Genomic DNA, 23,594 nt, shown 5'->3' with positions numbered 1-23,594 from the left:
CTAGAGCGGCGGCCGCTCGGCCGTCAGCGGGTCGGCGTCAAAACCGGGGAAACCGGGGAAGCCGGCGAAGCCCTCGGTCGCCGACCGGGCGGCCGGCGACGGCTGAGCGGGCAGCCCCGCCCAGCGGCGGATCGTCGCCGTCGCCTCGGCGGCCTGCGCGGCGGGCAGCTGCGCGATGTTCGACCCGTGGTTGCCGCCCGGCACGAAGTAGCGGTACGAGTCCTTGCTCCCGAAGCCGAGTTCGAACGGCTCCGCGCCCCACGGGTCGTTCGAGCCGTACACGAACAGCAGCTGCCGTCCCTGCGTCTTCACCCAGAAGTCGACGTCCGGCATCGCGAGGTAGTCGAAGCGCGGCCGCTTCACCGAAGCCGGCACGAACGTCCCGGGCACGTCGGCGCCGGGATAGCGCAGCAGGTCACGCAGGTAACTGTCGTACGCCTCGGGCGAGCCGAGCTGCACCGCCGCCTGGTAGTAGTACGGGATGTAGGGCTCCAGCTCCTGGTCGGAGTAGGTGTTCAGGCTCTCGACCTGCTCGAACCAGGACCAGACAGCGGCCGCGGGCGCGCCCGGCTTCGGCACCGAGGCACAGGCCGACGCCGGCTGGTACTGCCAGAACCCGAAGTACGAGTCGATCACCGCGATCTCGAGCGACTTGTCCGCCGAGCCGACGATCGAGAACGTGTAGCCCTTCTCCGCCGCGTCGGCCTTCGCCAGCTCGCCGAGTTCGACCCGCCGTTTCAGCGCGTCACGCTGGATCGCCTTGAGCGACGCGCGGCAGGCGGGGTCGCCGACGTTCGCCAGGAACTCGTTGTAGCGGTCGAGCGGGTCGATCACGTCGTTCGGCGCGACGTAGGGGACGGTGCCGTCGACGTCGCCGGGGAAGAACCGGCGGAAGTAGGTGGCCGTCATGCCGCCCTTGCTGCTGCCGGTGGCCAGCCACTTGCCCGGGTAGATCCGCTTGAACGCCTGCACGGCGGCGTGCTCGTCGGCCGCGGCCTGCCAGATGGTGAGCTGCCGCGCCCAGTTCGCCGGCTCCGGCCGCGAAGGGGTGAAGTAGCGGTACTCCATCGAGAGCTGGTTGCCGTCGACGATCCGCGTCGGCTCCGAGCGGTTGGGCGCCGTGGAGACGTTGTAGCCGCTGGTGAAGGCGACCGTCGGCGCGCTGAAGTCCCGGTGCAGCAGGGTGAACCGCTGCTGGAACGCCGGCCCGTGCGGGTTCCGGTGGTCCGCCGGCTGGGTGAACGTCAGCTCGAAGAAGCGGAACCCGGCCGGCGCCGGGTCCTCGGACACGACCGTCAGCCCCGGCACCGTGGCGAGCGCGGCCTTGATGTCGCGGCCGCCAGGGGAAGCGGCGTTCGCCACCCCACCATGGCCGCGGCCGAGAGCAGAACTGTCGAGAAGACGGTGAGCAGCCTGCGCAAATTGTCCTCCGAACACCCGGGCCATCCTCGGCTGTCGGATCCTCACAGACTGCCCGGGCCTGGGCAAGCCACCAACGGCGGGTCTTTCCCCGTGGGTCCGGAGCCGGGCGCGTCAGGAGGCCGGAGCGCGCAGTACGCGGTCCACATAGGACTTCACGGCGGCGAGTGCGGCTTCAGAGCGCCACATCCGCTCGACGCTGTCGTCGTCCGACGGCCGGCTCTCCGCGATCCGCTCGTGGTAGGGCCGGTGCAGCTGCGCCTTGGTGTGCGCGAAAGCTTCGGTCGGCAGCTCGCCCAGCCGCGTGGCCAGCTCACGGGCGCGGCCGAGCACCTCCGCGGCCGGCGCGATCTCGTCCACCAGGCCGCGGGACAGCGCGTCCTCGCCCGGCACGGTCGCGCCGCTGTAGATCAGGCCGGGCAACGGCGTCGTGCCGTAGGCGCAGCGCAGGATCTCCAGCGCCGCGATCGGGAACGGCACGCCGACGAGCAGCTCGGTGACGCCGAGCCGGGCCGGGCCGGCGGCGAGCACCCGGTGGTCGCACGCGGCGGCCAGCACCAGGCCGCCCGCGATCGCGTGCCCGTTGACGGCGGCCACCACCGGCCGCGGGAAGCCGAAGACCGCCAGCAGCGCGTCGGACAGCGCGGGAAGGAACTCGCTGACGTAGCCGGCGCCGCCTTCGTCGATGCTGAGCAGGTCGACGCCCGCGGAGAACATCGAGCCGGTCCCGGTGAGCACGACGGCCCGGGCGTCGGAGGCTTCGGCCGCCCCGAGCTGGAGCACGAGTTCGCGGCAGGTGGCCGTGTCGAGGGTGTTGCCGCGGCCGTGGTCGATGGTGACGACGGCGACGCCGGCGTCGAGTTCGAGTTGGATCGTCACGCGGGCGACCGTACCGCCCTCCGGCCGCCCGCGTCGGACGACGGCGGGCGGCGCGGAGGACGGCGGGTCAGCTCGTGATGTCCTTGCGCGCGAACCGGCGGCCGGCCAGCAGCAGGAACACCGTGGCGTAGATCAGCGACGACAGCGCCCCGCTGGCCATGTTCGACCAGTCGACGTCGGTCGAGATCAGGTCGATCCAGGCGAACGAGTAGTGCGTGGGCAGGTAGTTCCGCAGCCCTTCCAGCGCCGTGATCTGGTCCAGGATCTGCGACAGGATCGCCACCAGCACCGCCCCGCCGACCGCGCCGAGCGGCGCCTCGACGGACACGCTCAGCAGCAGCGCCAGCCCGGCCACCCAGGCCAGCTGCACCACGATGTACACAATGGACAGCACGAGCGCGACCAGGCTCTGCCCGAAGGTCACCGAGTCGCCGGTGGGGCTGATCGCGTCGCCCGTGCCGTACCAGATCACGCCGACCAGCAGCGAGACCAGCGGCAGCAGCACCAGCGCCGCGGCGGACAGCAGGCCCGAAACGATCGCCTTCTGCCGCAGCACCCGGTGTCGCGGCACCGGGATGGCGAGCAGGTACTTCAGGCTCGACCACGACGATTCGCTGGCCACCGTGTCGCCGAAGAACAGCGCCACGATCATCGGCAGCAGGAACGTCCCGGACACGAACAGCGCGAGCACCACGAAGTTCGGCGCGCTCGCCGTCGCGAGGTCCACGAACCCGCCCGAGCGGGCGTTCGGGTTCGACTGCCCGATCTCGAACGCCACCACGAGGATGAACGGCAGCAGCACGACGAACCCGAGCACCAGCTGGGTCCGCCGCCGCTTGAGCTGGCGTTTCAGCTCCACGCCGAGCCGCAGCGTGCGGTCGGCGCGGTAGCCGGCCACGGCGCCGTCCGGGCCGACCTCCGCCCGCTCGTGCGACGCGAGGTCGCTCAGTTCCTGCAGCGCGGCGGGGTCGGTGTGCACCCCGCCGGAGCCGTTGGTCTCGTTCATGAGTTCTCTCCGACCAGCTGCAGGAACGTGTCTTCCAGCCGGCGCCGTGGCCCGGCCTGCTCCACCGCGACGCCCGCGCGCACCAGGGTCGCCACGGCCTCGGCACGCGGCAGCCCGTCGAGGTTCGCGTGCACCAGCTCGCCTTCGACCGCGACGTCGGTGACGCCGCCGACGGCCTTCAGCGCCGCGGCGGCCGCGGCCGGGTCGTCGACCCGGAACGTCGCCTCGCCACTGGCCGCCGCCAGCTCGCCGACCTCGCCCGAGGCCACCAGGGTGCCGCGGTGCATGACGACGACGTGCGAACAGGTCTGCTCGACCTCGGCCAGCAGGTGGCTCGAGACGACCACGGTGCGCCCCGTGGCGGCGTAGCGCTGCAGGACCTCGCGCATCTGGTGGATCTGGGGCGGGTCGAGCCCGTTGGTCGGCTCGTCGAGCACCATCAGCTCCGGCAGGCCGAGCATCGCCTGGGCGATCGCGAGCCGCTGCCGCATGCCCTGGCTGTAGTTCTTCACGCGCCGTTCCACGGCGTCGCCGAGCCCGGCGATCTCCAGCGCCTCGGCGAAGTGCGCCTTCTCCGCGGGCCGTCCGGTGGCCGCCCAGTACAGCTCCAGGTTCGTCCGGCCGGACAGGTGCGGCAGGAAGCCGGAACCCTCCACAAAGGACCCGATCCGGGACAGTACCGGCGCGCCCGGCGTGATCCGGTGGCCGAACACGCGGATCTCGCCCTCGGTCGGCGTGATCAGGCCCATCAGCATGCGCAGCGTGGTCGTCTTGCCCGCGCCGTTGGGCCCGAGCAGGCCGAGCACCTGGCCCGGCTCGACGCGGAAGGACAGGTCCTTCACCGCGACGAAGCCGCCCGCGTACTGCTTGCGCAGCCCGCTGATCACCAGCGGGGTGCGCGCCAGCTCGGGGTCCACGTCGTGCGCGCGCCGTCGTCGCAGCGCCGCGAACGCCAGCGCCGCGACGGCGGCCAGCAGGGTCACGCCGATGCCGATCAGCTGCCCGGCCGGCGCCGGCGTGCCGACGGAGACGCCGGGCACGACCGGCACGGCGAGCGACGAGCCGGGCGCGAGCCCGATCCGGAACACCCCGGGCTGGCCCGGCACGGAGTACGACTGGTCGGTGGTGCCGACCACGAGCCGCAGCGAGTGGCCCGCCTCGATCGGCCGCACGATGCCGGGCAGCGTGACCGTCACGTCGACCGGGGTGCCGTCCGCGGGCAGCCCGCTGACCCGCAGCGGTGCGACGGCGTTGGCCGGCAGCACCCGGGCGCCGTCGGTGCCCACGTCGTAGAGCTTCGCGAACAGCACCGCCTCCGGCAGCGGGTGCGCCGGGTCGGCCGCGACCTGGAGGCGCACTGTGGACGATCCGGAGACGAGCACCTGGCTGCCGAACGGCGCGGTGCCGAACTGGGCCGCCTGGCCCGCCGGGTCCATGCTGAACAGCGGCGTCAGCCGGGACGAGCTCGCCGCGAGCCCGTTCAGCCCGGGGATGCCGCTGACCGCGGCCGGGCTCGCGCCCGCGGGACGGACCGCCGATTGCACCGGGCCGGTGAGCGCGACCTGCCGCCGCTCCGTGCCCTGGCCGGTGAGGCCGGGGTAGGCGTCGGCGTTGACCGTGCGCACGGACGGCGTGCCGTTGGCCCGCAACGTGCCCTGCACGTCGTAGCTGAAGCCGGTGCCGGGGTCGCTGCCCTCGCCGGTGAGCGAGTACCAGAGGAAGTCGCCGATCTTGGCCCGCAGCTGCGGGCCGGGGGTGCCGCCGTCGTGGCCGCCGGTGTACCAGATGGTCTTCACCTTGCCGCCCGCCGCGCTGATCTGGCGCGCGGTGGCGTCGGACTGGTCGAGGCCGAAGAGCGTGTCGCTCTCGCCCTGCACCAGCAGCGTCGGCGCGGTGATCTTGCTCGTCACGGACGCGGGGGAGACCCGGTGCAGCAGCGCGATGGTCTGCGGGCTCGCCTTCCCGGTCGTCGCCAGCTCCGTGTACGCCTGGCAGACCTGGGCGGTGAACCGGCCGCACGGGTCGGCGGCGGGCAGCTGCGACGCCTGGCCGCCTGCCGTGGGGGCCGCGGCCTGCGGCGCGGTGCCCGAGCCGCCGGCCGAGGTGCCGGAGTCGTTCGTCTCCTGCCCGGCCTCGGGGGCTTCGGCGGACGAGGTCCCGCCGGACGGCGCGCCGGAGCCGGCCGAGAAGAAGATGCCGGCCCAGGTCTTCTTGAACACCCCGTCGGGGGCGAACTCGCCGGCCGCCGGGGTGGCCGCCGCGGGCGGCTGCGCCGCAGCCGCGTTCGGGACCAGGCCCTGGGCCAGGTCGTTGTAGGTGATCACGGGCGCGACGGCGTCGATCCGCTTGTCCGTGCCCGCGAGCAGCAGGGAGAGCGCGCCGCCGTAGGACGCGCCGGTGACCGCGACCTTCGGGTCGCCTTTCGCGTCGGTGGTCACCTCCTTGCTCGCGGCCAGGTGGTCCACGAGCCGGCTGGCGTCGGCGACCTCGGCGTCCGGATCGTTCAGGCCGATCTTGCCGGTGCTGCGGCCGAAGCCGCGCGCCGACCAGGTCAGCACGACGAAGCCGCGGCCGGCCAGTTCACGGGCCTGCGGGTCGACGCTGGACTTGTCCCCGCCGAAACCGTGGGCCAGCAGGACGGCGGGCGCGGGGGTCTTCGCGGGCAGGTAGGTGGTCGTGTCGATGCGGACCTGGTCCGCCGAGCCCGGCGCGGCCGGGAGCTCGAGGACGGCGTCCTGGGTCCGGACGGCGGACGGCGGCGAGCCGCTGGTCGTCCAGACGACCACGGCCGCGGCGACGACCACCACGACCGCGGCCAGCGCGGTGATACGGGAGCCGCGCGTGCGAGGGAGCGGGATTCGGGGCACGCGCCGACGCTATGGGAGTTTTGCTGAGAACGTCGCCCCGGGCTCACACGAATCCGACATCCCGGCCGCGCACGTCACCCGTCCGGGAGGGTCGTGACTTGGCTGACACCGCCGGACTGGTGACGCGGGCAACCTCCGCTGGCGTTTGCGCGCCGTAACCGGCACACTGAACTCGCTGTGAGGGGAGTATTCCTTCGCGGCGGTGTCGTCAGCACGGTGGCTCAGCCCCCCGGCACCGTCGGTCGCTGGTGAAGCGGCGGAAGAGACCTCCGGTTAGTTGCTGCTGTGCACTATCCGGAGGTTGTTTCATGACTGTCCCCCTGTGGCTGTGGATCGCAACGGTCGGCGGCATTCTCGCCCTGATCGCGGTGGACCTGTTCATCGTCGACCACAATCCGCACGAGGTGACCACCCGTGAGGCCGCCCGCTGGGTGATCTTCTACGTCGCCTGCGCGGTCCTCTTCGGCATCGGTGTCTGGGTCTTCGCCGGGCACAGTTCCGGGGTCGAGTTCTTCACCGGGTACATCACCGAGTACTCGCTGAGCGTCGATAACCTGTTCATCTTCATGATCATCATGGCCTCGTTCAAGGTGCCGGCGATCCACCAGCACCGGGTGCTGCTGGTCGGGATCCTGCTCGCGCTGGCCATGCGGAGCGTCTTCATCGCCGTCGGCGCCGCGCTCATCGCGGAGTTCGTGTGGGTCTTCTTCCTCTTCGGCGCGGTGCTCATCTGGACCGCGGTCAGCATGCTGCGCAAGAAGGACGAGGAAGAGGAGTACAAGGAGAACGCCGTCACCCGGGCGGTGCGGAAGTTCTTCCCGGTGACCGACGACTTCCACGGGCACAAGTACACGGTCAAGGTCAACGGCAAGCGGATGATCACGCCGATGCTCGTGGTGATCGTCGCCATCGGCTCGGCCGACCTGCTCTTCGCGGTGGACTCGATCCCGGCCATCTTCGGCATCACCCAGGAGGCCTTCCTGGTGTTCACGGCCAACGCGTTCGCGCTGATGGGCCTGCGCCAGCTGTACTTCCTGCTCGGCGGGCTGGTCGAGAAGCTGGTGTACCTGACCTACGGGCTGGCCGTGATCCTCGCCTTCATCGGCGCGAAGCTGTTCGTGCACGCGCTGCACGAGTACCACGTGGCGCCGGACTGGCTGGACATCAACAACTGGGTCTCCCTCGGCGTGATCGTGGTCGTGCTGACCGTGACCACGGTGGCCAGCCTGGCGAAGGCCAAGCGTGACGAACGCGCTGAGCTGTCCGCCAAATAGGTCGTTCGCGTTGCTAATGATCCGGTACGGTCGTCGGCATGCGTCCTGCCGACATCGAAGCCCTCGTCGTCCCCGGCCGCCCCGCGCTGCGGGGTGAGCTGCTGCTCACCGCGGTGAAGCGCCCGGACCTGGAGTCCGACTCCGGGCACAGCGCGCTTCGCCGGGTGGACCTCGGCGGCGGGGAGGCGCCGTGGACCCACGGGCCGCACGACTCGGCGCCGTCGATCTCGCCGGACGGGCGCTGGGTCGCGTTCCTCCGCGCCGGCGAGGGCGCGGGCGCCGACGGCAGCCCGCAGGTGCACGTGATGCCGTCCGGCGGCGGCGAGGCCCAGCGGCTGACGTCGCTGCAGCTGGGCGCCGACGCGCCGGTGTGGGCGCCGGACTCGCGCCGGCTCGCGTTCACCGCCCGGCTGCCGGAGGCGGGCCGTTACGGCACGGCGGACGCCGACGGCAAGACGCCGGAGCCGCCCGCCGAGGCCCCGCGCCGGATCACGCGTCTCGACTACCGCTTCGACGACATCGGCTTCCTGCGCGACCAGGTGAAGCGACTCTTCGTGCTGGACATCGAGACTGCCGCTGCCGAGCCGGAGCCCGTCTCGCCCGCCGCCTACTCCGTTGACTATCCCGTGTGGACGCCCGACGGCCGGCGCGTGATCGTCACGGTGCCGCAGGACTGGGACCGGGTGGAGACCGACACGTTCGATCTGGTTTCCTTCCCGTCCGGCGGCGGAGATCCCGAACTGCTCGTGCGGGGGCAAGGGTGGGCCGGGCTGCCGGTGTTCGGTCCGGACGGCACCTTGTTCTTCTACGGTTCGTCCTTTGAGGACGGTCACTTCGAGGCCAGCAACACCGGTCTGTACGCCGCCGTCCTCGGCGATAGCGGCCCGGTCAAGGCGCGCCGGCTGACCGACATCGAGACGGTCGACATCGAGGACGGCGCCGGACCGGCCGTCCCGCTCGGGGACGAGGTCCTGGTGGTCGTGCGCAACCGCGGCGCGGCCGAGCTGCGCGCGGTGCCGGTGACGGCCGACGCGGCGCCGCTGGACAGTCTGCGGGTGCTGCACGGCGGTCACCTCGCGGTCCGCGGGTTCGCCGCGGACGGTGACACGGTGGTCGCCGTGGTCGCGACGCCCGAGACTTCCGGTGACGTCGTGGTGCTCACCGCTGCCGGCGGCCCCCGCGTGCTCACGGACTACTCGAAGACGTTGCGGGACAAGGGTCTTCGCCAGGTCGTGGAGCTGAACACCACGGCGCCCGACGGCTACCCGGTGCACGGCTGGCTGGTGCTTCCCGAGGGCGAGGGCCCGCACCCGGTGCTGCGCGTCGTGCACGGCGGCCCGTTCGCCCAGCAGGACTGGGCGGTGTTCGACGAGGCGCAGGTGTACGCGTCCGCCGGTTACGCCGTGGTGCTCGGCAACCCGCGCGGCTCGGCGGGCTACGGGCAGAGCCACGGCCGCGCCATCACGCACGGGTTCGGCACGGTCGACGTCGACGACGTCCTGGCGCTGCTGGACAAGGCGCTGGAGCGGCCCGACCTCGACCCGGCGCGGACCGGCATCATGGGCGGCTCGTACGGCGGGTTCATGACGAGCTGGGTCGCCTCGCACCACCCGGAGCGGTTCAAGGCCGCCTGGAGCGAGCGCGCGGTGAACGCGTGGGACTCGATGGTCGGCAGCTCCGACATCGGCTACACCTTCGTCGACTCCTACATCGGCTCCGACCCCGAGGTCCAGCGCGATCGCAGCCCGCTCACCTACGCGGACCAGATCTCCATCCCGTTCGCCGTGGTGCACTCCGAGCAGGACTGGCGGTGCCCGCTGGAGCAGGCGCAGCGCATGTTCGTGGCCCTGCGCAAGGCCGGCGCGGATGCGGAGTTCCTGCTGTTCCCGGGCGAGGGCCACGAACTCTCCCGCTCGGGCCGGCCGCGCCACCGCGTGCAGCGGTTCGACGCCGTGCTGGAGTGGTGGTCGCGGCACCTGGGCTGAGGCGGTCGGCAGGCGCCCTCGCCGGGATGGTCACGGCGAGGGCCCGGCGCTTCCTTGAGCAGGCTAGTTGAGCAGGGTGTAGTTCAGCTCTTCGCAGACCCGGCCCAGCGGCACGTCGAGGCCGGGGTGGTCCAGGGGCAGCAGCACGTCCGGCGCGATCGGCAGCGCCGCGCCCGCGGGCGGGTCCCACAGGCACAGCGACGGGTCGCCGGCGTCCATCGAGGAGCGGTACCAGAGGCCGTCGAGGTCGGGCAGAGCCGTGCGGATCGCGCGGGCCCAGGCCTGGGTGATCTTCTTCGGCCCGCTGGAGATCTCCTGCGACGCGCCCACCCGCGTCGGCCACAGGCCGGTCAGGTCGAGCAGCCGCAGGGTGCGGGTCGGCCGGACGACCACCAGCCGCGGGCCGCGCGTCTTGCGGTCGACGGTGGAGCTGGTCTGGAAGACCTCGGCGACGCTGGTGCGCACGGTCAGGCCGAAGTACAGCACGCCGTTGGCCGGGTCGGTGACCGGCTGACCGCCACGGCCGGGCGGTTGCTGGTCGAACCGCCCGTGCGGGAGCGGGCCGGTGTAGCGGAACGTGTTCCACTGCTGCGGGTGGTTGCCGTGCGCGGTGAAGATCCGGACCAGCCTGGTCTCGGGCTGCACCGAAACCACGTCGTGGCTCCGGTCAAGTTCCTTGACCAGGGCGGATCGTGCGGGCGGCAGGGGGAGCCGGGCCATGCGTCGGGGGTCGTCCGTCCTGTGTGGGTGATCTTGCTCTTCGGCTCAGCCTAGAACGGCGAGCCCAGCGTGGCGACGAGACCGGCTACCTGTTCGGGGTCACCGCCGGAGAGAAGCCACTGCCGGGGCGTCGCCGGCCGGTCGCTGATCACCAGGTCGGCCTGGGGAGTGTTCATGAACGCGGCGACGACCAGCGCGGGCTGGTCCTCGGGCACCGCGCGCAGCACGACCTCGAGGCCGGGCAGCACGCCCGAGCCGTTGAACTGCCAGGACGGCAGGCGCCAGCCCTGGTCCTTCCAGCCGGTGAGCCGGCCCTCCTTGAGGCGGTGCCGGATGCGGCTGTCGTCGACGCCGAGCGCCTGTGCGGCCTCGAGCACGTTCAACGCGGAGTCCGCGAGCACGGCGTGCGCGGCGACGGTGCGCGCGCGGAAGTCCGGCTCGTTCTCATGCCGCGGCGACAGGTCGAGCCCGACGTCGGCGAGCGCGGCCCGCTGGTCGGGCGAAAAGTAGTGGGACGGGTCCGGATTCGGTGGCGAAAGCCGGCGTGCCGCGTCCTCCACGAGCGTCAAGAACTCGTTCGCGTCGGCCTTCAGGCCGGCTTTGGCGAGGACGTTCTCCAGCGCGGGTGACATGCGCTCAGAGTAGCTCGCATGTGCGGGTTCGTGCGGTTCTTCACCGGATCTGTGGGTGAATTCACCAGAGATCGACACGGAGTGCACAGCATCAAACACGATGCGTAGGCGATTGGGGGACAGTGTGCCCGGGACGTGACCCGGTTGTCCAGGCTTTCGTGCGCTTGACACCCCGACGTGGCGCATTTACGTTCCGTTGAGGATCGATTTCCGCCTCGGGCTGCTGCGGCACCGGTGTCCTTCGGGCCACCGGCGCTGGGGGGACAAGGGGGTGGGGCGTGCCTGGGGGCCGGCGTCACGTCGGCCCACCAGGCACGTCGTTCGTCCGGGCCGGTTCGCGGCCGGATTCGCCCCCGCGTGAAGTCTTCGGCCCGCCCGCGGCTCAGCGGCGGGAACTCTGCCGTTCGATCAGCCGGGCTTCCAGCGTGGTCGTGGTGGGCGCGCGGGTCCCGTCGGCGATGCGGGCCAGCAGCAGCTGCGCGGCGACGCGGCCGATGTCGTACGCGGGCTGCGCGACGACGGTCAGCGGCGGGTCGATGAGCGTCGCCCAGGGGGCGTCGTCGAAGGACACGATGCCGACGTCACGGCCGGGGCGCAGGCCGCGGCCGGTGAGGGCCTGCAGCGCGCCGATGGTCATGGTGCTGTTGGCGACCAGCAGCGCGTCCGGCGGCTCGGGCAGGTCCAGCAGTTCCAGCGCGGCCAGCCGGGCGCCCTCCGCGCGGTACTCGGTGCGGCGGAACAGTGTGGTGTCCTCGCCGACGGCGTCGCGGAAGCCGGCGAGCCGGTCGTCGGCGGTGCGCACGCCCGCGGGGCCGCTCAGGCAGCCGATCCGGCCGTAGCCGCCCGCGGAGAGGTGACGGGCGGCGTCGCGCGCGGCGCGGCGGGTGTCGACGAGGACTTGGTCGCCGTCGGGCCCGTTCAGCGGGCGGTCGACCGCCACTATCGGCGTGCCCTGGCGGCGCAGGTGCTCGACGTTGGTGGAGCGCCCCGTCGGCGACAGCACCACGCCCGCGACCCGCTCCTGCAGCGCCACGTCGATGTAGCGGCGCTCCTTGTCCTCGTTCTCGTCGGAGTTGCACAGCACCACCGAGTACCCCGACACCTGCGCGAGGTCCTCCACCCCGCGCGCGATCGCCGTGAAGAACGGGTTCTCGACGTCGGAGATGATCAGCGCGAGCACGGCCGTTTCCTGGCGGCGCAGGTTCCTGGCTAGGCCGTTCGGGTGGTAGCCGAGCTCCTCGGCGGCCACCAGCACCCGCGCGGCCAGCTCCGGGTCCACAGTGGACTTTCCGTTCAGCGCCCTCGACACGGTCGCCGTGGAGACCCCGGCCCGCGCGGCGACGTCGCTGATGGTGGCCACCACGACCTCCTCGTCCCTGGCTTCCTTGACACCCTGTCGCGTCGAGAATAGCGTCCCGGGTAATCGTTTACCGTAACCTTACCCAGGGAGTCGCGGTGGATCCGGGCCTGCTGCTCGGTATCGACATCGGCACGTCCAGCTCCAAGGGCGTCCTGGTCGGTGCGGACGGGACGATACTTGCGCGCGCCGGCCGCGCGCACACCACCTCCCGCCCACACCCCGGCTGGTTCGAGCACGACGCGGAAGCGGTGTGGTGGGACGACTTCGTCTCGCTGTGCCGCGAGCTCGTCGCGGCGGCGGGCGAACGGCCGCTGGCGGGCCTCGCCGTGAGCGGCATCGGCCCGGTGCTGCTGCCCGCGGACGCGAGCGGCCGCCCGCTGCGTCCCGCGATCCTCTACGGCGTCGACACGCGCGCGAGCGCCGAGATCGCCGAGCTGACCGCGGAGCTGGGCGATCAGTCCATTGTGGAGCGTTCGGGCAGTGCGCTGTCCAGCCAGGCCGTCGGGCCCAAGTGGCGCTGGCTGGCCCGGCACGAGCCGGACGTCGCCGCGCGGGCCGAGCTGTTCCTCATGGCCAGCTCGTACCTGGTGCTGCGGCTGACCGGCGAGTACGTGCTGGACCACCATTCGGCGAGCCAGTGCGACCCGATGTACGACCTGCGCGCCGGGGCGTGGGCCGAAGACTGGGCACGGCTGGTCGCGCCCGGCGTCACGCTGCCGCGGCTCGCGTGGCCGACGGAGGTGGCCGGCACCGTGACCGCCGAAGCGGCGGCCGCGACCGGGCTCCCGGCCGGGCTGCCCGTCACCGCCGGCACCGTCGACGCCTGGGCCGAGGCCGCCAGCGCCGGAGTGCGCGCGCCCGGCGACACGATGGTCATGTACGGCACCACGATGTTCCTGATCCAGACCGCGGCGCGGCCCCGCCCGGTGCCCGGGCTGTGGGCGACCCGCGGCGCGTTCCCCGGCACGTACTCGCTGGCCGCCGGGATGGCGACGTCCGGCGCGATCACGGACTGGCTGCGCGAGCTGGTCGGCGGCGAGTTCGCCGGCCTGGTCGCCGCGGCCGACGGCGTGCCCGCCGGGAGCCGCGGGCTGCTGATGCTGCCGTACTTCGCGGGGGAGCGGACGCCGGTGCCGGACCCGGACGCGCGCGGGGTGGTGGCCGGCCTGACGACGTCGCACGGCCGCGCCGAGCTGTACCGCGCGGCGCTGGAGGGGACCGCCTACGGGGTGCGGCACAACCTGGAGGCGATGGGCGAGGCGGCGGGTCGGCGGCTGGTCGCGGTCGGCGGCGGGACCCAGGGTCGGGTGTGGACCCAGATCGTCAGCGATGTGACCAGGGCCCGACAGCACGTGCCGGCCGAGACGATCGGCGCGGCGTTCGGCGACGCGCTGCTGGCCGCCGTCGCGGTGGGTCTGGAGCCCGATGTGGATGCCTGGAACCCCGTCGCCACGGTCGTCGAGCCGGATCCGGCTCGCGCGGACGTTTACGACGAGTTCTACGCCCGCTATCGCGCCCTGCACCCGGCGACGGTGGAGCTGCAGCACTTCCTCGCCGCGCACCAGCGGGCGGCGGCTCAGGAGAAGTAGGCGCTGGGCGTCAAGCCGGTGAGGGCGCGGCAGTCGCGCGCGAGGTGCGCCTGGTCGGCGTACCCGGCCGTGGCCGCCAGCTCCGCGAGTCCCGTGCTGCGCGGTGCGGCGGCGATCGCGCGCTGGAACCGGGTGACCCGCAGGTAGGTGGCCGGGCCGTAGCCGACGGCGATGGTGAACCGCCGCCGCAGCTGCCGTTCGCCCAGCTGCCGTTTACCCAACTGCTGTTCGTACCGTTGCTGTTGACCCAGCGGCGCCGGGAGCGCGCCGACGCGGGACGGGCCGCGCTCCAGGTGCGCGACCACCGCCGTGACGGCCGGGTCGGGCTCCGCAGGCCGCCGCCGCGCCACGTCGGCGAGGGACAGCGTGCCGTCCAGCACCTGCGCGGCCAGCACCGCGCCCTCGTGGCCCCACAGCTCGGCCAGCGGGACGCGGGTGTCGCGCAGCTCGTCGGCCGCCACGCCCAGCACGCCGGCCGCCGCGCCGGGCCGGAAGCGCAGGCCGTGCAGCACCGCGCCGGGCGCGGTGAGCGAGGACCAGGCGCCGGTGTCCGGCCCCGCGACGAACACCTCGCCGTCGCCCGCGACCAGGTCCAGGCAGCCGTCCGGGACGATCCGCTGGGGCCCGCGCGGGGCCGACCGCCACAGGCAGCGGACGAGCGGCCGCAGCGGTTCCGGCGGCGGGGCTTCCGAATACGGGGCTTGCGAAAACGGGGCTGGCGAAAACACAGTTGAGATCATCCCCGGTGGGTACGACAGAATGCGAGCCATGAACCCGATCGACGCGCTGGCCTGGGTGCACGTCCGGGACCGGCGGCTGCTGTCGGTCCGCACGAGCGGCAAGGCGAAGTTCTACCTGCCCGGCGGCAAGCGCGAGCCGGGCGAGGGCGACGTGGCCGGCCTGTGCCGCGAGATCCGCGAAGAGCTGGGCGTGGAGCTGGACCCGTTGAGCTTCCGCCTCTTCACCCTGCTCGACGAGCAGGCCGACGGGTTCGCCGACGGCCGCCGCGTGCACATGACCTGTTACACCGCCGACCACCAAGGTGAACCGGTGCCGTCGGCGGAGATCGCCGAAGCGGCGTGGCTGGCCTCCGCCGACGCGGACGCGTGCCCGCCCGCGGGACGGCGCGTCCTGCGGATGCTCGCCGATGCCGGCCTCGTGGACTGACTGCCACCCTGACGCTCCGTGACTGGGTGCCACGACACTGTTATCGGCATCGTGCGTGGTGGCCTGCTGGTCTGTGACTCGCGGAGACACCCGAAAGGGTGAAGTTGCGGTAACTTTCCCGACTCGGCTAACGCCGCGTGACGTCCGGACGAGAAGTAGACGTCGTACTCGATGGAAGTGCGCTCGAACGAGAGAAGACCTCTCCATGAGTGTTCCCACCACGACCCCGCCGGAGTCCACGCCGGGCCGCACCGGCCCGGGCCGCCTCCGGCCTTCAGGCAGCGTCGTGGTCGTGATCGGCGTGATCGCGGTGGCGTTCGCCGTGGCCTCCTACGTCATGCCGAAGGCCGCGCCCGCGGCCGACGAGGGCCCGGCCACCCCGATCGTCGGCATCGCCAAGGCCGAGCCCGTGGTCCAGCTGGCCACGCACACCGTCGTCTACCAGCTCCTCGGCCCGGCCGGGGGCGCCCGTTACCTCACCTACGTCGCCAGCGGCGCGGACCTCGAGCAGCTGGCCGCGGTCACCGCGCCGTGGTCGGTCACGGTCACCCGCACCGGCCCGGCCGACCAGGTCGAGTTCTCCAGCCTGGCCGCGCAGAACGCCGGGCCGGGCGAGCTGACCTGCCGCATCGTCGTGGACGGCGTGGTCGTCGCCGAGAAGTCCGTTTCGGGGGAGGGCCGCCAGCTCAGCTGCACCGCGTGAGCCTGGCTCGCGCCGCGCCCAGGGCGCGAGCGCCGTGATCTGCCCGGCTCGGGCAGGATCACCGGGGTGAACGCCGCGATCGGATTCGGGCCCGCGCTGCTGGTGGTGCTGGTCGTGCTCGCGCTGGCCGGGGGCGCCGTCGTCCGCTTCGGCGAGCTGGGGCAGGGGCGGGCGGTGCTGATCGCCGCGGTCCGGGCCGTCGCGCAGCTCGCGCTCGTCTCGCTGGTGATCACGGTGATCCTGCGCTCGGGCTGGCTCACCGGGCTGTTCATCCTGCTGATGTTCTCGATCGCGGTCTTCACGTCGGCGTCGCGGATCGGGGTGCCGCGCGAATCGCTGCCGTGGGTGGCGGCCGCCATCGCGTCCGGGGTGGTGCCGGTGCTCGCGCTGGTGCTGGGCTCGGGCGTCGTCCCGCCGGAGCCGATCGCCGTCGTGCCGGTCGCGGGCATCGTGATCGGCGGGACCATGACCGCGACGTCGCAGGCGGCCCGGCGCGCCCTCGACGAACTCAAGTCCCGGCACGGCGAGTACGAGGCCGCGCTGGCGCTGGGGTTCCTGCCGAGGGCGGCCGCACTGGAGATCTGCCGCCCGTCCGCCGGGCAGGCCCTGATCCCCGCGCTGGACCAGACGCGCACCGTCGGCCTGGTCACCCTCCCCGGCGCGTACGTCGGCGTCCTGCTGGGCGGCGCGAGCCCGCTGCAGGCGGGCACGACGCAGGTGCTGGTGCTGCTCGGCCTGCTCGCCGCCGAGGCGGTGGCCGTGCTGACGACGGTCCAGCTCGTCGCGGCTGGGCGGGTCCGCCGTGACGAGCGGCCGGCCAGGGCCCGGTGGTTCGCCCGGCGTTAGCCGAGCGGGGCTTCGAGGTGCGCGGTGTCGTTGAAGCGCCGCACGATCCACCGGTCGCCGTCGATCACCAGGTGCGAGACCGACCCGTTGTCCGCGTTCAGGAAGGTGAAGCGGTCGACGGCGCGGCTCGCCTGCGCGAACACCTCGCCGATCACGCCGCCGTGGGTGAAGACCGCGACGCGGCGGTCCGGGTTCGCCGCGGCGATCCGCAGCAGCGCCGCGCGGACGCGCGCGCCGAACGCCTCGTCGGACTCCGCGCCCGGGATGACGTCCCAGCGCTGCTCGGCCCACAGCCGGTCGACGATGGGGTGGCCGTCGGTGGTGTGGCGCCGGAAGAGGCCGTTTTCCCAGTCGCCGAGGTGGATCTCGCGCAGGTCCGGCTCGACCGACGGCGTCAGCCCGAGCTTCTCCGCCAGCGGCGCCGCCGTCTGAACGGTGCGGCGCAGCGTGGTCACGTACAGCGCGTCGATCCGCTCGCCCGCCAGCCGGGCGCCCACGCGGCTGGCGTGGTCGCGGCCCTCGGGCGCGAGGTCGGGGTCGGCCTGGCCGTCGACGAGGTCGAACGGCGCGCCGGCCCGCGCCGGCATCGACTCACCGTGGCGGACAAGGAAGATCTCGGTGGCCCCGGCCGGCGGGCTGAACCGGAACTGGCGGTACTCGACTTCCTGTTCGGGCGTGCTCATACACCGACCCTAGCTGTGCCGTTCGTTGCCGATCCGACCACAGTCACGGCGGAATCGGCCGCATACCGGCGGTCACCGTTCGATCCGCCTACTTTTGGCCGGATCGGCAACCCCCCCAGGCCGGCCGGTGTTTCAGCCCAGCTGCAGGTCCACAAAACACCAGCGCCAGGTCTCACCCGGCTCGTAGCTGCGCATCACCGGGTGCCTGCTGTCGTGGAAGTGCTGGGTCGCGTGCTTGCGCGGCGAGGAGTCGCAGCAGGCGACGTTGCCGCACTTGATGCACATCCGCAGGTGCACCCAGGTCGTGCCCTCCTCGACGCACGCCGCGCAGCTGTCGGCGGTACTCGGCTCGACCGGCTTCCACTCGTGCGAAAGGTGCTTGCACGAGCCGGCGGTGGCGGCCGGGGTGCTCAGCTCACGTTCGTCCACCAGCGGTCCCTCCTCATCGCGGTCGAGCATCGATTCCTCGATGTCGAGCCGGGCCAGTACCCGCCGCAACACGTCGTCGTCGGCGGTCCCGTTGTCGCGGGCGCTCAGGAACTGCTCACGCTCCACCTCCAGCAGCTGCACGCGCAACCGGCGGTAGGCGTCGCTGGGCGTCTCCGCGAGCGCGCTCTGCCGTCCGAGCTGCTCCCACGCCGAGTCGGCGCGGTACTGCAGCCGGTCCCGGAGCCGCTGGATCACCTCGGGCGGGTCGTCGGGCGTGCGCAGCTCCTCCAGCCGGGCCAGCGCCACGCGGGTCATGTCGTTGAGCACGGCCGCCTCCTGCAGCGCGTCCTCCGCCGGGTCCGGCCGGGGCAGCCGCAGCCGTCGGACCAGCAGGGGCAGTGACATGCCCTGCACCACGAGGGTGCCGGCCACCACCACGAACGCCGCCAGCACGAGGACCGCGCGCTGCGGGGTGTCGGCGGGCAGGACGAAGGCGGCGGCGAGCGTCACCACCCCGCGCATCCCGGCCCACGCGATCACCGCCGAGTAGCGCCACGGCCAGATCTTCGTCCGCAGGGAGTGCAGGCGGTGGCTGAGCCGCTTGGACAGGCCGATGCCGATCATCCACAGCACCCGCGTCACGATCGTCGTGCCCAGCACCGCGGCGCAGATGCCCACGAGCTGCGCGAACGACAGCCCGCTCTTCGCCACTTCCGCGAGGATCCGGCGCAGCTGCAGGCCGATCAGCAGGAAGACCATGTTCTCCAGCAGGAACTGCACCGTCTGCCAGTTGAGCCTGCTCGCCAGCCGTGAGGAGCCGGACAGGATCCGCGGCGACCGGTGGCCCAGGATCAGCCCGGCGACGACCACTGCCAGCACCCCCGAGCCGTGCACCGCCTCGGCCGCCAGGTAGGCGGCGAACGGCACGGCGAACGACAGCGCGGTGTCGCTGACCGAATCGTCCATCCGCGCCCGGACCCAGGACGCCACCACGCCGATCACACCGCCCACCACGGCGCCACCGACTGCGGCGAGCAGAAAGTCGAGCCCGACCTGCCACAGCGTGACCGAGCCGGCGACGGCCGCGATGGCCGTGCGCAGGGCGACCAGCGCGGCCGCGTCGTTGAACAGGCTCTCGCCCTCCAGCAGCCGCACCAGCTTGCGCGGCATGCCGACCCGGCGGGCGACGACGCTCGCGGCCACGGCGTCCGGCGGCGCCACCACCGCGCCCAGCGCGATGCCGGCGGCCAGCGGCAGCCCGGGCACCACCGCCCAGGTGACCAGCCCGACGCCGAACGTGGTGAACACGACCAGGCCCACCGACAGCAGCGCGATCGGCCCGCGCAGCTTGCGGAACGCGATCAGCGACGTCTGGATGGAGGCCGAATACAGCAGTGGCGGCAGCAGTCCGAGCAGCACGACCTCGGGGTCGAGCTGGAACTCCGGCACCCCGGGCACGTACGAGGCGGCGACCCCCACCGCCACCAGGCACAGGGGCGCCGACCAGTCCAGCCGCCGCGCGATCGCCGTGACGAGGAGAACCGTCACGACCAGTCCGACCAACCCTGCCGCGATCTCCACGGGGTAATCATCACCCGGAACCTCGCGATCGTGCTCGCGGGAGCCCCGGAACTGTCGGTGGTGATCATTAGGCTGGCCCGCGTGATGACAGTCGAGGTGCGCGGCGGGGCCGTGCGAGGGGAGACCCGTAACGGGACAGCGGTGTTCCTCGGTGTGCCGTACGCCGAGCCACCGGTGGGCGGGCTGCGCTTCCGCGCGCCACGCCCGGCGCTGGGCTGGGCGGGTGTTCGTGACGCCACGAGGTTCGCCGCGCGGGCGCCGCAGCCCGAGCTCAGCGGGCGCGGTTTCACCGGTGACGAGGACTGCCTGTACCTGAACGTGTACGCGCCGGCCGAACCCGGGTCGTACCCGGTGCTGGTGTGGATCCACGGCGGCGGCGGGGTGATGGGCGCGCCGCACCAGTTCGATCCGTCGGCGTACGCGCGGCGCGGTGTCGTGGTGGTGACGGTGGCGTACCGGCTGGGCGTGCTCGGCCTGCTGCACCTGCCGGGGGTGTCCGACGGGAACCTGTCGCTGCGCGACCAGGTGCTCGCGCTGGAGTGGGTGCGGGACAACGCCGGGGCGTTCGGCGGCGACCCGGCGCGGGTCACCCTCGCCGGGCAGTCGAACGGCGGCCGGACCGTCGGCACGCTGCTGGCCGTGCCCGCCGCGCGCGGGCTGTTCCGGCAGGCGATCGTGCAGAGCGGCACCGGCGTCGGGTCCGTGGTGCACACGCCGGCCGAGGGCGCCGCGGTGGCTTCGGCGGTGCTGGCGGATCTCGACGCGCCGGCCGAAGCGCTCGCGACCTTGCCGGTGACGAGGATTCTCGAGGCGCAGCAACGGGTCGCGGCCGCGTCGGGCACATTGGTGACCTACCGCGTGGTCGTCGACGGCTCGTTGCTGCCGGAGCGGCCGGGGGAGGCCGTCGCCGAGGGGGCGGCGCGGGACGTCCGGGTGCTGACCGGCACCACGGCCGACGAGCAGGACCTGTTCTCCTGGCTGCAGAGCGGCGGCGCGAAGCTGCTCGGCTCGGGCTCCACGATGCTCGGCGCCGCCGCGATCGAACGGATGACCGCCGCGTACCGCGCGCTGCTGCCGGACTGGCCCGAGGACCAGGCCCGCAACCGCGCCCTGACCGCGGGCGACTGGTGGCTGCCCGCGATCCGCCTGGCCGAGACCCAGCACGCGGCGGGCGGCGCGGCCTGGATGTACCGGCTGGACTGGCGGATCGCCCCACGCGGCCGAGGCCTCGGCGCCCCGCACGGCCTCGACCTGCTGCTGATGTTCGACGACGTGGCCAACCGGAACTGGCGTTTCCTGTTCGCCGCGAAGAAGCCGGACCCCAAGCGCCTGCAAACGGTGGCGACGGAGATGTTCGAGGCCTGGCTCGGCTTCGTCACCACCGGCGATCCCGGCTGGCCCCGGTACGAGCCGGATCACCGGATCACCCGGGTGTTCGACGACGTCACCCGGACGGTGCCGGATCCGGATCGGGAGCAGCGGTTGTTGTGGGAGGGGGAGTGATCTTGGGCGTTGGTCTCTGCGGCTTCTGCGCTGTGCGGCGATGGTCGCATCGGAGAGCGACTGGCATCGGTGAGCAGCAGCCGGAGCCGCGCTCTGCTGCGGACAGGGGTGCGGTGGGCCCGGTGCGGTCGGCTCTGCGGACCCGGACCCGGACCCGGCCAGGTCCGGTCGGGCCCGGGCGAGGGCGGGCCTCCGTCCAGGAAGCCCGCCCCGCCACCAGACTCAGCCGACCGTCTGCGTCCCCGTGTTCCAGCCGGACACCCGTACCCGCGGGGCAGCGCCCTTGAGGTCCGCGGTGCGGTAGGTGGCCGTCAGCGTCACGGACTCGCCCGGCCACAGGCTGACCTCGTTGTCCGTCCAGCGCACCGGCAGCACCGGGGCGCCGTCGGCGCCGATCACGTGGGCGTCGACGGAGAAGGCCGGGGCCTTGCCGGACGAGGTGGTGGTCAGCTTGACCGTGGTGGTGGTCGTGCCGTCCGCGTTCGGCACCGAATTCGCCGTGGCGCCGACAGTGGCGGCAGGCAGGCTGTTCAGACCGGAGAGATCCGCGTACGACGTGGTCGGCGCGTAGTACCAGTCGTTGTTCGCCCAGTCGATGGTGTCGGGCTTGGTGGAGAGCCAGTAGACGTTGCGGCTCACCTCCTTGCCCGCGGCGTCGGTGAGCACCAGCTTCGCCAGGTACGTCGGGGAGAGCCCGCTGACCGCGCCGATCGTGAGCGCCGTGGCCTTGGCGCCGTCACCGGCCACGGACAGCCCGGTCTTGCGCTGGCTGAACTTCTGCGTTCCGTCCACATTGTACAGTTGCACCGACGCGGTCAGGTTCGCCGCCGCGGCGTGGTCCGAGTTCACCACGACCACTGACTTCGTGTCGTAGGAGTACTGGATGTGCAGCGGCTCGTTGGCCTTCTTGGCGCCGTAGTACGCGCCGTTCTGGTCGAGGTAGGCGTCGAAGAGCTGCCAGTGCAGCGACGTCCACCCGCTGTTGAGCATCCAGTAGATCAGCCCGGTCGACGGGTTCGAGGCGTCCGTGTAGTTGCGGGAATGCGACTCGAACTCCGCGCGCACGTTCTCGTACTGCGCGAGCTGCGCCTTGCGCACGAAGTCGGCCAGGCCGGACGGCTTGCCGTAGCGGCCGGCGAGCGCGTCGCCGAAGATCTTCAGGTTCGCGAAGGTCTCCGACTGCGAGCGGTGGTACTGCGGCGCCGCGGGGTTCTTCCACAGCGTGTCCAGCTCGCTCGCCGACATCATCCGCCGCAGCGTGTCCATCGTCGGGATGTCGGGGCCCGCGCTGGTCTCGGAGTTGAAGTTCCACGCGCCGCCGCCGTCGGCGTGGGCCTTGTCGTACCAGTAGCCCGGCGGGACCCATTCGTACGGGCCGTTCATCTTCATGCCCGACTTCCCCAGCTGCGGCGAGGATTTCGCCGACGCCGCGGAGACGACCGGCGCGGGCCAGTCCGCGGCCGCGAGCGCGTCGAGGTAGCCCTTCTCGATCCGGGCGTCCGGGGTGAAGTCGCTGCCGATGTGGAACGAGAGCACGCTCGGGTGATCGCGCAGCCGCTCGGCCTCGGCGGTCATCGACGCGCTCGCGACCGGGTAGTCGGCCTCGGTCCAGGGCTCGCCCTTCTCGTCGCCGTTGACCTGGCCCTCCCACTTGTCGCAGCACTCCCAGCCGGGCATGGTGAGGATGCCCATGGCGTCGGCGAGGTCGAAGAACTCGTCGGGCTCGATGTGGCCCTCCAGCCGCACGGTGTTGAGGCCGAGGTCCTTGACGTAGGCCAGCTTGTCCGCCACCTGGACCGGGTTCCACCGCAGCAGCAGGTCCGGCGACCAGCCGCCGCCCTTGATCAGCAGCGGGCGGCCGTTGACCGAGTATTGCCTGCCACCGCTGGAGTTCAGCGGCGCCTGGACGTCACGGACGCCGAAGCGCGAGTGCGCGGAGTCCGACGCGGTGCCGTCGACGCTCGCGGTCAGATCGAGGTCGTACAGCGGCTGCCCGCCCATGCCCGCGGGCCACCAGACATCCGGCTTGTCCAGCCCCACCACGGGGAACGTGACGGTCTTCTTCTCGTGTGCGGCCAGCGAAACCGGCTGGCTGAGGGAACGGCCGGCGACGGTGCCGGACACGATGGCCTGCACCGCGTTCGCGGAATCGTTGCGGACGTCGGCCTTCACGGTCAGGCCGGCGTGGTCCAGCGCGGGCACGGCCAGCTTGGTGACCACGTGCCCGCCGCGCAGCGCGACCGGCCCGCCGCGGCGTACCAGCACGTCGCGCACGATGCCCATGTTCTGGTCCGGCGGGGTCTGCGCCCAGTCGATCCAGCCCATCGACAGGTCCTTGTCCGGGTCGTTCGGGTAGACCTTGAACGCGACGCTGTTGGTGCCGCCGTGCACGAGCGCGGTGACGTCGAGGTCGTGCCGCGTGTAGGCGCCGTTGACCTGCTCCTTGGTCGCGACGCGGGTGCCGTTGACCCAGACGTCCGCTTTGGACAGCACGCCGCTGAAGTCGAGGTAGGTGCGCTGCGCCGGGTCGTCGAGGGTCAGGTCGGTGCGGTACCACCAGGGCACCTTGAAGTCCGCCGTGGGCACGTTCTTCATGGCGGTGGAGTAGAACGGGTCGGGGTACTTCCCGTTCGCCAGCAGCCCGGCGTAGACGGTCGAGCGCGCGCCCACCGGGTACCAGCCCTTGACGGGGAAGCCGGGTTTCGAGACGGCGGCGTCGTCGGATACCCGCGCCGAGGACTGGATGAGGTAGCCGGGGACCGGGACCGCTGTCCCGGCCGCGGCGCCGACGGACAGGACGGCGCGGGCCGGCTCGGGCCCGGCGGCGGAGGTGGCGGCGGGAACGGCTATGCCGCTCACGGCGACGGCGAGTGTCACGACGGCGAGCAGCCGTACGGGGATCTTCGGCCGGCGATGGGTCACGAGCGCTCCTCCTGGGGCACTGGCGGCGG

At 72.5% G+C, this 23,594-nt stretch carries 18 protein-coding genes; 7 read left to right on the top strand and 11 right to left on the bottom strand.

What is annotated here, in order from left to right:
* The 4 genes from OG943_RS18695 to OG943_RS18680 form a co-directional block, all read right to left on the bottom strand.
* Positions 1-1,446, bottom strand: a complete 1,446-nt coding sequence (locus tag OG943_RS18695; protein WP_442874740.1) for a S28 family serine protease — start codon at positions 1,444-1,446, stop codon at positions 1-3.
* Between the two features lie 87 nt (positions 1,447-1,533).
* Positions 1,534-2,298 carry an enoyl-CoA hydratase/isomerase family protein gene (locus OG943_RS18690; protein ID WP_328611065.1) on the bottom strand — a complete coding sequence of 255 codons (765 nt, stop codon included), beginning with the start codon at positions 2,296-2,298 and terminating at the stop codon, positions 1,534-1,536.
* A gap of 67 nt (positions 2,299-2,365) precedes the next feature.
* Entirely contained in the window at positions 2,366-3,304 is a 939-nt protein-coding gene (locus OG943_RS18685) for an ABC transporter permease (protein WP_328611064.1), read from the bottom strand.
* On the bottom strand, positions 3,301-6,171 hold the full coding sequence (locus tag OG943_RS18680; RefSeq protein ID WP_328611063.1) for an alpha/beta fold hydrolase: 2,871 nt from the start codon (positions 6,169-6,171) through the stop codon (positions 3,301-3,303). Before OG943_RS18680 ends, OG943_RS18685 begins: the two co-directional genes overlap by 4 nt.
* Positions 6,172-6,479: 308 nt before the next feature.
* Here OG943_RS18680 and OG943_RS18675 point away from each other — a divergent pair, with 308 nt between their 5' ends.
* Complete coding sequence (locus OG943_RS18675) at positions 6,480-7,445, top strand: TerC family protein (protein WP_328611062.1); 966 nt, start codon at positions 6,480-6,482, stop codon at positions 7,443-7,445.
* A gap of 38 nt (positions 7,446-7,483) precedes the next feature.
* A complete protein-coding gene (locus OG943_RS18670) occupies positions 7,484-9,430 on the top strand; it encodes a S9 family peptidase (RefSeq protein WP_328611061.1) in 1,947 nt (648 codons plus the stop codon).
* 63 nt (positions 9,431-9,493) lie between these two features.
* Here OG943_RS18670 and OG943_RS18665 read toward each other — a convergent pair whose 3' ends face one another.
* From OG943_RS18665 to OG943_RS18655, 3 genes are all read right to left on the bottom strand, one after another.
* Positions 9,494-10,150, bottom strand: a complete 657-nt coding sequence (locus OG943_RS18665) for an RES family NAD+ phosphorylase (protein WP_091617004.1) — start codon at positions 10,148-10,150, stop codon at positions 9,494-9,496.
* A gap of 50 nt (positions 10,151-10,200) precedes the next feature.
* Positions 10,201-10,782, bottom strand: a complete 582-nt coding sequence (locus OG943_RS18660) for a DNA-binding protein (RefSeq protein WP_328611060.1) — start codon at positions 10,780-10,782, stop codon at positions 10,201-10,203.
* A gap of 382 nt (positions 10,783-11,164) precedes the next feature.
* Positions 11,165-12,142: a LacI family DNA-binding transcriptional regulator gene (locus OG943_RS18655; protein ID WP_328611059.1), complete on the bottom strand. Its 978-nt coding sequence runs from the start codon at positions 12,140-12,142 to the stop codon at positions 11,165-11,167.
* A 95-nt stretch (positions 12,143-12,237) separates the two neighbouring features.
* On the opposite strand from OG943_RS18655, the gene OG943_RS18650 reads away from it, so the two are divergent.
* A complete protein-coding gene (locus tag OG943_RS18650; RefSeq protein ID WP_328611058.1) occupies positions 12,238-13,731 on the top strand; it encodes an FGGY-family carbohydrate kinase in 1,494 nt (497 codons plus the stop codon).
* On the opposite strand, the gene OG943_RS18645 is transcribed toward OG943_RS18650, so the two are convergent.
* Positions 13,719-14,378, bottom strand: coding sequence for a helix-turn-helix domain-containing protein (locus OG943_RS18645; protein ID WP_442874795.1), 660 nt, complete (start codon positions 14,376-14,378; stop codon positions 13,719-13,721). The two genes, OG943_RS18650 and OG943_RS18645, sit on opposite strands and share 13 nt — an antisense overlap.
* Before the next feature lie 121 nt (positions 14,379-14,499).
* Here OG943_RS18645 and OG943_RS18640 point away from each other — a divergent pair, with 121 nt between their 5' ends.
* The 3 genes from OG943_RS18640 to OG943_RS18630 all read left to right on the top strand — a co-directional run bounded on the left by OG943_RS18640 (position 14,500) and on the right by OG943_RS18630 (position 16,447).
* Positions 14,500-14,898, top strand: a complete 399-nt coding sequence (locus tag OG943_RS18640; RefSeq protein ID WP_328611056.1) for an NUDIX hydrolase — start codon at positions 14,500-14,502, stop codon at positions 14,896-14,898.
* Between the two features lie 205 nt (positions 14,899-15,103).
* Entirely contained in the window at positions 15,104-15,601 is a 498-nt protein-coding gene (locus tag OG943_RS18635) for an MmpS family transport accessory protein (RefSeq protein ID WP_328611055.1), read from the top strand.
* A gap of 66 nt (positions 15,602-15,667) precedes the next feature.
* Entirely contained in the window at positions 15,668-16,447 is a 780-nt protein-coding gene (locus OG943_RS18630) for an ABC transporter permease (protein ID WP_328611054.1), read from the top strand.
* Here the strand turns inward: OG943_RS18630 and OG943_RS18625 are convergent.
* Both OG943_RS18625 and OG943_RS18620 read right to left on the bottom strand, forming a co-directional pair.
* A complete protein-coding gene (locus OG943_RS18625) occupies positions 16,444-17,130 on the bottom strand; it encodes a histidine phosphatase family protein (RefSeq protein WP_328611053.1) in 687 nt (228 codons plus the stop codon). The genes OG943_RS18630 and OG943_RS18625 overlap by 4 nt on opposite strands.
* A 132-nt stretch (positions 17,131-17,262) precedes the next feature.
* Positions 17,263-19,140 carry a Na+/H+ antiporter gene (locus tag OG943_RS18620; protein ID WP_328611052.1) on the bottom strand — a complete coding sequence of 626 codons (1,878 nt, stop codon included), beginning with the start codon at positions 19,138-19,140 and terminating at the stop codon, positions 17,263-17,265.
* Positions 19,141-19,224: 84 nt separating this feature from the next.
* Between OG943_RS18620 and OG943_RS18615 the strand changes: the two genes are divergently transcribed.
* A complete protein-coding gene (locus OG943_RS18615) occupies positions 19,225-20,643 on the top strand; it encodes a carboxylesterase/lipase family protein (RefSeq protein WP_328612093.1) in 1,419 nt (472 codons plus the stop codon).
* Between the two features lie 222 nt (positions 20,644-20,865).
* Here the strand turns inward: OG943_RS18615 and OG943_RS18610 are convergent, their stop codons facing one another.
* On the bottom strand, positions 20,866-23,565 hold the full coding sequence (locus tag OG943_RS18610; RefSeq protein WP_328611051.1) for a glycoside hydrolase family 2 protein: 2,700 nt from the start codon (positions 23,563-23,565) through the stop codon (positions 20,866-20,868).
* Between the last annotated feature and the right edge of the window lie 29 nt (positions 23,566-23,594).

The organism is Amycolatopsis sp. NBC_00345, from assembly GCF_036116635.1.
Classification (GTDB): Bacteria; Actinomycetota; Actinomycetes; order Mycobacteriales; family Pseudonocardiaceae; genus Amycolatopsis.
The sequence above is the reverse complement of the archived record's forward strand: the minus strand, read 5'-3'. Positions and strand labels throughout refer to the sequence as shown.